Source organism: Rothia sp. CCM 9419 (assembly GCF_048512815.1).
In the GTDB taxonomy this organism is placed as follows: domain Bacteria; phylum Actinomycetota; class Actinomycetes; order Actinomycetales; family Micrococcaceae; genus Rothia.
Window position 1 is genome coordinate 298,021 of record NZ_JBLXXY010000002.1, and the last position, 7,663, is coordinate 305,683.

The 7,663-nt window shown below is 45.3% G+C and carries 8 protein-coding genes; 2 read left to right on the forward strand and 6 right to left on the reverse strand.

Annotated features, from left to right (window positions below; all coding sequences use genetic code 11):
- Positions 1-8 precede the first annotated feature (8 nt).
- The 6 genes from ACN08W_RS03260 to hrcA form a co-directional block, all read right to left on the reverse strand.
- Positions 9-1,325 (reverse strand): hemolysin family protein, encoded by a 1,317-nt coding sequence (locus ACN08W_RS03260; protein WP_419104016.1) that lies wholly within the window; start codon positions 1,323-1,325, stop codon positions 9-11.
- A 4-nt stretch (positions 1,326-1,329) separates the two neighbouring features.
- Positions 1,330-1,836 carry an rRNA maturation RNase YbeY gene (gene ybeY, locus ACN08W_RS03265; protein ID WP_419108787.1) on the reverse strand — a complete coding sequence of 169 codons (507 nt, stop codon included), beginning with the start codon at positions 1,834-1,836 and terminating at the stop codon, positions 1,330-1,332.
- Positions 1,836-2,855 carry a PhoH family protein gene (locus tag ACN08W_RS03270; protein ID WP_419108789.1) on the reverse strand — a complete coding sequence of 340 codons (1,020 nt, stop codon included), beginning with the start codon at positions 2,853-2,855 and terminating at the stop codon, positions 1,836-1,838. Before ACN08W_RS03270 ends, ybeY begins: the two co-directional genes overlap by 1 nt.
- Positions 2,856-3,063: 208 nt before the next feature.
- The gene (locus tag ACN08W_RS03275) at positions 3,064-3,825 is read right to left on the reverse strand and encodes a 16S rRNA (uracil(1498)-N(3))-methyltransferase (protein WP_419107344.1); all 762 of its coding nucleotides are present in this window, start codon (positions 3,823-3,825) and stop codon (positions 3,064-3,066) included.
- 18 nt (positions 3,826-3,843) lie between these two features.
- Complete coding sequence (gene dnaJ / locus ACN08W_RS03280) at positions 3,844-4,968, reverse strand: molecular chaperone DnaJ (RefSeq protein ID WP_419104019.1); 1,125 nt, start codon at positions 4,966-4,968, stop codon at positions 3,844-3,846.
- 67 nt (positions 4,969-5,035) lie between these two features.
- Positions 5,036-6,046 carry a heat-inducible transcriptional repressor HrcA gene (gene hrcA, locus ACN08W_RS03285; protein ID WP_419108788.1) on the reverse strand — a complete coding sequence of 337 codons (1,011 nt, stop codon included), beginning with the start codon at positions 6,044-6,046 and terminating at the stop codon, positions 5,036-5,038.
- Positions 6,047-6,171: 125 nt separating this feature from the next.
- On the opposite strand from hrcA, the gene ACN08W_RS03290 reads away from it, so the two are divergent.
- Together ACN08W_RS03290 and ACN08W_RS03295 are read left to right on the forward strand one after the other, a co-directional pair.
- Positions 6,172-7,035: a DUF3097 family protein gene (locus ACN08W_RS03290; protein WP_419104021.1), complete on the forward strand. Its 864-nt coding sequence runs from the start codon at positions 6,172-6,174 to the stop codon at positions 7,033-7,035.
- Positions 7,036-7,237: 202 nt separating this feature from the next.
- Positions 7,238-7,609, forward strand: coding sequence for a DUF4870 domain-containing protein (locus tag ACN08W_RS03295; RefSeq protein WP_419104022.1), 372 nt, complete (start codon positions 7,238-7,240; stop codon positions 7,607-7,609).
- Positions 7,610-7,663: the final 54 nt, after the last annotated feature.

The following is a 7,663-nucleotide window of genomic DNA, read 5'->3' on the forward strand; positions in this document are numbered from 1 at the left end:
AGCCACAGCTAAATGTTCCTGTGCCCTGCCCCTAAATCTCCTTGAGAACTACTTGATATGTTGTCTGCGGACTTTTCACCATCGGCAGCCCAGACCAATAATGTGCCAATTTGGTTACGGCGACCACGAGCACCAATAGCGCGGATACCGATACCGTTAACTACGACTTGGCTACCGATAATAGGAACTTTGCCAAGGTATTTAGAAAGTAAACCTCCGGCAGTGTCTACCTCTTCATCATCAAGTTCAATATCAAAAAGTTCTCCTAATTCTTCAACACTAAGACGAGAACTAATCTTGAAACTTCCATCTGGTTCAGCTTTAATCTCAGGTGTTTCTTGATCATATTCATCAGAAATATCACCAACAAGTTCCTCAATGAGATCTTCGAGGGTGACCAGACCAGCAGTACCACCATACTCATCAACAACGATGGCTACATGTGTAGATTCTCGTTGCATCTGACGTAACAAGTCCATGACTCGTTTAGATTCTGGCTCAAACCGAGCAGGACGTAAAAGCGAAGCAACGGTGTGTGTAGATGAGTTATTTTGATTTTCTACCGTTGCCTCAACCACATCTTTGAGATATAGGAAACCTTGGATATCATCAAAATCTTCACCTAAAACGGGCATTCGAGAATATCCAGAACGCAAGAAAAGATTGATGGCATCTTCTAAGGTCTCATCAATGTCCATAGTGACCATATCAGTGCGCGGAACCATCACCGAACGAATACGCGTCTCATCCAACTCAAAAATAGAGTGAACCATCTGTGCTTCTTCATTTTCAATGGTTGATTGAGTACTAGCTCGATCAACGAACTCTTTTAACTCATCTTCGGTGAAGTATCCTGCACGAGTGGGTTCATTCTCAGAATCTTTATGACGTTGAATCACCGAATTTGGTAAAGGCCCCAATACGAAACGTAAGAAATACACCACTGGATAAAAACGGCGAACATACAACTCAGGGTGTGTACGTCCTGACTTCTGTGGCGCCACGGTAAAGAAGAAATAACTGACCGCAGACATCACAAGCCCTGTAAGCAACGCGCTAATCCAGACGGCATCCCATAATAGTTGTAATACTGTAAACGCTGCCACTACTGCAAATGTTTCAAAAATGCCACGCCAAAGCCGAATAGAGAAAATGTATGGGTCAAGAAAATCAGCAATTGCAGCAAGTTTATTGGTTCCTCGTTCTTTACTGAGGTGCTCCATCTCGGTAGAAGGAAGATATGTAAATGCGGTCTCTACTGCGCGTAGTACGTATGCACAGCCAATAAAACATATCAGTAAGACAGGAAGAAGAAAGAAAGCCATAAGTTTAATACCGTGTTTCTACAGGTGCAGGACGTCCCAAAAATGCTTCGAGAATGGAACGCTGAAGAGCGAACATTTCTGCTTCTTCTTCAGCGTTTGCATGATCATACCCGAGACAATGCAAGATTCCGTGTACCGTTAGCAGGCACATCTCGTCAATAGTACTGTGTCCAGCTTGCTGACCTTGGCGGGCAGCTACTGGTGGGCACAAAACAATATCTCCTAAAACGCCAACTGTAAGATTTTCTGCCGTTCCAACGCTGAGTTCATCCATTGGAAAAGACATGACATCTGTCGGTCCAGGAAGATCCATCCACTCAAGATGGATACGCTCCATCTCTGCTTCACCAACCACAGCTATCGAAAGCTCTGTATCTTCTGAGATATGTAGACGTTCAAACGTATGGTGTACTAAATCTGTAATTGTCTGCTGGTCAAAAGACGCAAAAGATTCTCTTGTCCACGTATCAGCAGAATCGTCAAGGAGTTCAATATCAAAATCAATGGGCATTAGCTATCCTTTTCTGCCTCAAAACCAGTTTTCTCTAGAAGCTTTTCTGCAGCTGCTTCAATAGTCTGACGTTTAACCTTACGTTGACGTTTGCGTTCCATAGCGGTTTTATCTTCATCCCAACGGTTATACGCAGAAACAATATCTGAAACTAAGGCATGACGTACCACGTCTGTTGCATCAAGAATTGAGAAGCTAATATCATCAATGCCTTCGAGGATTTGACGTATCTGACGTAAACCAGATGCTTGCCCATGAGGTAAATCAATCTGAGTAATATCGCCCGTAACCACGATCTTTGACCCAAATCCTAGACGGGTGAGAAACATTTTCATCTGCTCAACAGTAGTATTTTGGGCTTCGTCTAAGATGATGAAGGCGTCGTTGAGCGTACGTCCACGCATATAGGCTAAGGGCGCAACCTCAATGGTTCCAGCTTCCATGAGCCGAGGAATAGATTCGGGATCTAACATATCGTGTAGCGCATCGTACAGTGGGCGCAGATAGGGGTCGATTTTATCGTTGAGTGAGCCTGGCAAAAAGCCTAATCGCTCCCCTGCCTCAACTGCTGGTCGAGTCAAAATAATGCGATTCACTTCTTTAGCTTGTAAAGCTTGAACAGCTTTAGCCATTGCGAGGTACGTTTTACCAGTACCAGCTGGGCCAATACCAAAAATAACGGTATTGTCGTCGATAGAATCTACATATTTCTTCTGGTTAATTGTTTTCGGGCGAATGTTCTTGCCACGTGAGCTGAGAATATTATGAGACATCGCAATAGCAGGGCTTGCAAGCTCTTGTGAAAGCATTCCTATAATCCGTGAAATAACCTCAGCTGTGATAGGGACAGACTGTTGACTGAGATGACGTAACTCCCCTAAGAGACGAATAACGGTCGTTACAAGTTCAGAATTTCCGGTAATCACCACATCTAAGTTCTTAGGCTGAATTGTGATGCCGGGGAATTTCTCTTCTAATAGTGTCAAAAAACTATCTGAGGGACCCAGCACAGAGACCATCTCATCATCAGAGGTGAAAGAAAATGTGCGTACGACAGATAACGGGCGATCTTGATGGGGGTGTATTGCGCTGATAGGGTTTTCTTGCACGGGTGCTCCTTAAAACTCCACTGGTCAATAGTCTATCGGGGTGCTGGTCTTCTGCGGAGTATGAAGCCAACGAAAAATACTTCTTCCTGAGAGGGAAAATATTTTTTTGAGTATGCTTCTACCATGCCTTTGAAAGTGTATTAATCACGCAAAGTGCGGCACTTCCTGCAGTAGAGGACCGTAAGACGTGTTCCCCTAAGAGGCAAACTGTTGCACCAGCGTTTTCAAATGCTTCAAGTTCTTGCGCAGATATGCCGCCTTCTGGCCCCACTACGAGATAGATACGTTGTGGTAGGTTTTCTGAATCGTTGAGATATTGGGTCAGTGAGAGTGTTCCTTGTTCATGCAAAATAATAGCTAATGCCCCCTGCGCAATTTCTTCGGTTAGGTATTTAGCTAGCTCACGTGAGGATACTAAATTCTCAATCTGAGGGACCCAGCTACGTCGTGCTTGCTTTGCTGCAGCGCGGACAGTGTTGCTCCATTTTGCGTGTGCTTTTGCTGCTCGTTCTTTTTTCCATCGGACAATAGAACGGTCAGCACTCCATGGAATGACTCCCCCAATACCTAGTTCTGTGGCTGTTTCTATAGCCAATATATCTCTGTCTTGTTTAGCTAATGCTTGAACCAGAATAATTTCAGTTGATAGCTCTTCGCGCACTATAGTGTCTACGCGAACTTCTAACCCATCATCGAGATAGGACGCGACCTCTGCGTGGGCTCGTATGCCTCTCCCATCCGCGAGGTCTATGGCCTCACCTATTTCTAAACGTTTCACGACTTTAGCATGATGCCCTTCGACCCCCTGCACGGCGATAAGTTGCCCAGGAGTTGCTGATTGAAGTTCATCAGAGGAAACATAGAAAATAGGTGAGGTCACAGAATATCCTTTGTACTTTTAGCGGTCGAAGCGTTCTTTAAAACGTGAGAAGAAACCGTGCTTCTCTCGGACTGTTTCACTAATTTTGAGATCTTCTTGACGACTATGAGCAAATTGCTGAAGCATTTCGCGTTGCTCTTCTGTCAAGTTTGTGGGTGTTTTGACCTGAACATGGACTTTGAGTGAGCCGCGGTCTGCCCGATCAAAGCGAGTGACGCCTAAGCCTTTCAGAGTGACAATATCTCCAGATTGAGTACCCGGTTTAATAGTTACTACTTGTGGACCATCAAAAGTTTCTAAGGTTACTTCAGTGCCGAGAGCAGCTGCCGCCATGCTAATAGCGATGGTGGCATGTAAGTCATCATTTTCGCGGGTAAAAGTGTCGTGTTGATTGACGCGAAGATCCACATAGAGGTCTCCTGCTGGTCCGCCTGCTGTACCAGCCTCACCATAACCAGCTAGACGCATACGCGCGCCTGAAGAAACACCAGCCGGAATTTTAATGGTGATGGGCTTCCGTTCTCGGACTCGTCCTTCACCGTAACATTCTGGGCAGGGGCTTTGAATAACAGTCCCGAAAGTATTACAAGATGGGCACGCGACAGGCTGTACTACAGTTCCAAGGATAGATTGAACTTGTCGTTGCATATATCCTTGTCCGCGGCAGGTATCACAGGTGACAGGGGCTGTTCCTTCAGCGCAACCGTCACCATCACATTTTTCGCAGGTTACTGCGGTATCAACGGTAATAGGTTTTTCTGCACCAAATACGGCGTCTTCAAGGTTGATACGAACCGTAATGCGAGCGTCTTGACCCTGACGTGTTCGGCTCGTAGGTCCCTGTTGCGGTTGGTTAAAGAAGGTCTCAAAAATATCCGAGAACCCACCGAATCCTCCGAAGTTTGCTCCCCCGAAACCACCTTGTGCCTGTCCGTTTTCGTTTCCGGTTTGGTCATAAATACGTCGTTTATCCGGGTCTGAGAGAACATCGTGGGCATGGGATACGCGCTTGAACTCTTCGGCGGCTTCTGCTGAAGGGTTAATATCAGGGTGAAGCTGGCGGGCTTTTTTACGGTATGCCTTTTTAATTTCTTCGGGGCTTGCATCAGGGGAAACACCTAATGTTTCATAGTGACTGCTCACTCACATCATCCTTATCGTGTGTTGCTATGTGTTGAAAGTATTTTGTAGAAATTCTAGTCGTTGAGAACTAACTACCCAAAATTTTTGAAAGATATTTTGCTACAGCTCGTACCGCTGCGGTACTGCCCGCATAGTCCATTCTGGTTGGTCCAACAACCCCAAGCTTAGCGGTACAACTAGGCGAGCTATATACGGAAGTCACGATAGACGTCTCGGCAAGAGGCGCCGCGCTATTTTCTGTGCCAATACGCACAGCGTATCCTCGTGGGTCTTGAGCCATCTCAGCTAGTAAGTGCAACATTGTTACTTGTTCTTCTAAAGCTTCTAAGATAGGGGCGATACTAGTACTAAAATCTTCTGTCGATTGCGCCAAATATGACGTTCCAGCAATCAGAAGTTTTGAGGTGTCCCGTGGGGATAGCAACTGCCCTAGAGCGTCAAGAACACCATTTTCTAAGCTATGAGGGGCATGATGAGATGAAGAGAACGATGATAAGAGAGCTCGCGCAACATGGTATTTCTGTTGCTGACATTTTTCGATGAGTCGAGTTCGAAGCAACTCAAGCTCTTCTTCCCTATACCGTTCAACCTGCGCTAGTCGTTGGGTGAGCTGCCCAGAGTTGCTAATCAACATTACCGTTACATGATGTTCTCCAACAGGTATCAGCTCAATATGTCGCACAACATTTTCTGGTGCTGAAGGATATTGCAGGATAGCAACTTGCTGAGTGAGCTGTGACAGTATTTTAACTGTCTGTGCAAGTATTTCGTCGATGCTGTCATAAGAATCTAAAAGACGATGAATCGCTCGTTTTTGTGCAGCTGAAAGAGGGCGAGGGTTAGAAAGCTCGTCCACGAAGAAACGATACCCTTTTTCTGTGGGAATACGTCCCGCGCTCGAATGCGGTGCTGAGATAAGACCCTGCTCTTCAAGGATAGACATATCGTTACGAACCGTGGCGCTAGAAACGCCTAAATGATGGCGTTCGATGAGCGCTTTAGACCCCACCGGCTCGCGGAAACTGATATAGTCCTCAACGATTGCTTGGAGGATCTTATGCTGACGAGATTGCGTCACGGAACCTACCTTGAAATAGAGAGAAATTAGCACTACTGCACTTTAAGTGCCAATGTAACTGTAGTACTGAAACCTATCAAAACCCTAGCGCGTACGCTCAGGGCTAATGGAATAAAATACTTACTATGGAAAATTACTATGCGTGGGGTGCTCAAGAACTCAACCAACTACACCAAAGAAGGCAACCAGAGATACAAGAAGTTCATCTGGTTCAAGGAATGCTCCTTGAAGACGTTCATAGTGGTTGGGTTGGGATTGCTAAAACGTATGAGCGTATCGGCGCTGAAGGCATGGTGGGATTAGAAGATTATCGAGGAAAAATTAAAACTTTTCCCTTGGGCTTTGGGTTTCTTCTTGAAGGGACTCCTGTCAAAGTCCTACCACCTCGCGCAAAGAATACTCGTAGTGTCCCAAAAATTAGTCGTTCGGGATCTATTGCTGTAGAGAACGCACCTGCTCAAGTTGCCCGCGCCTCACGTATCTGGGTTGAAGGTATCCACGATGCAGAACTGGTTGAAAAAGTGTGGGGACATGATTTGCGTGTTGAAGGTATTGTGGTAGAACCGTTACACGGTATCGATGACTTGCCTGATGCTGTTCGTGAGTTTTGCCCTGCACCGCACCGACGATTAGGTGTTCTTGTTGACCATCTAGTAGAAGGTTCTAAAGAAAGCCACATTGTGGCTCAGACATTACAGATACCTGGTGCTAGGAATAACGTGCAGATTGTTGGACATCCTTTTGTTGATATTTGGCAGGCTGTACGTCCTCAACGACTAGGAATAAAAAAATGGCCAGTTATTCCTCGTGAAGAAGAATGGAAAAAAGGTGTACTCAAAAGGCTAGGGTTGCCCTGCGCGAGTCAAGAAGATGTTGCTCAGGCATGGAAAAAGATTCTAGGACGAGTGAACTCTTATCAAGATTTAGAACCTACTCTGTTAGCTCCGGTTGAACAATTAATCGATTTTCTGATGGAATCACCTGAGTAAAGGTTCAGCTGTGCTAAAGGTCTCGACTAAAGTGAAGAAAAAGATTACAAAAGTTCTTCTAGATTGAACACATCAGACCTAGAATGGATTGTAATCTTTTATCTCGTAATCATTTAGCCTGTCTCGCAACTTTTAGAAGAGTGAGTGTTTTTTGAAAACTGTTGTATCCCCTGACTCTAAGTTTGAGGGTTCATCCACACCTATGAACAAGTTAACGGTCCAGCAGGATCGCAACATCGCAACCCTCGCCCACTTTGGAGGTGTCATTGGTTGCATCCCCTCGGGTATTATTCTTTACCTCTACCGAGGACGCGGACCTTTCGCCGAACAAGAAGCTCGTGAAGCATTTAATTTCACCCTCTTGCCTTCTATCGTCATCGTGTTTTCGGTACTTTTTGCTGGAACACCTAAAATTGGTTGGCTATTTGGCCTCATCGCAGCATTGACGTGGACGTACCTTGCTGTCATGTCTTTACGTGCTGGAATTAAAGTCAACCGCTCTAACCCTTACCAATATAAATTCAATACTTTTCTCTTTGAACGCATTCTCTCACTGACAGAGAAGAAAAAATAATCCTGTCAAAAATAAACTGTGGGTGGTGTGCATCGCTTATAAGCGATGCACACC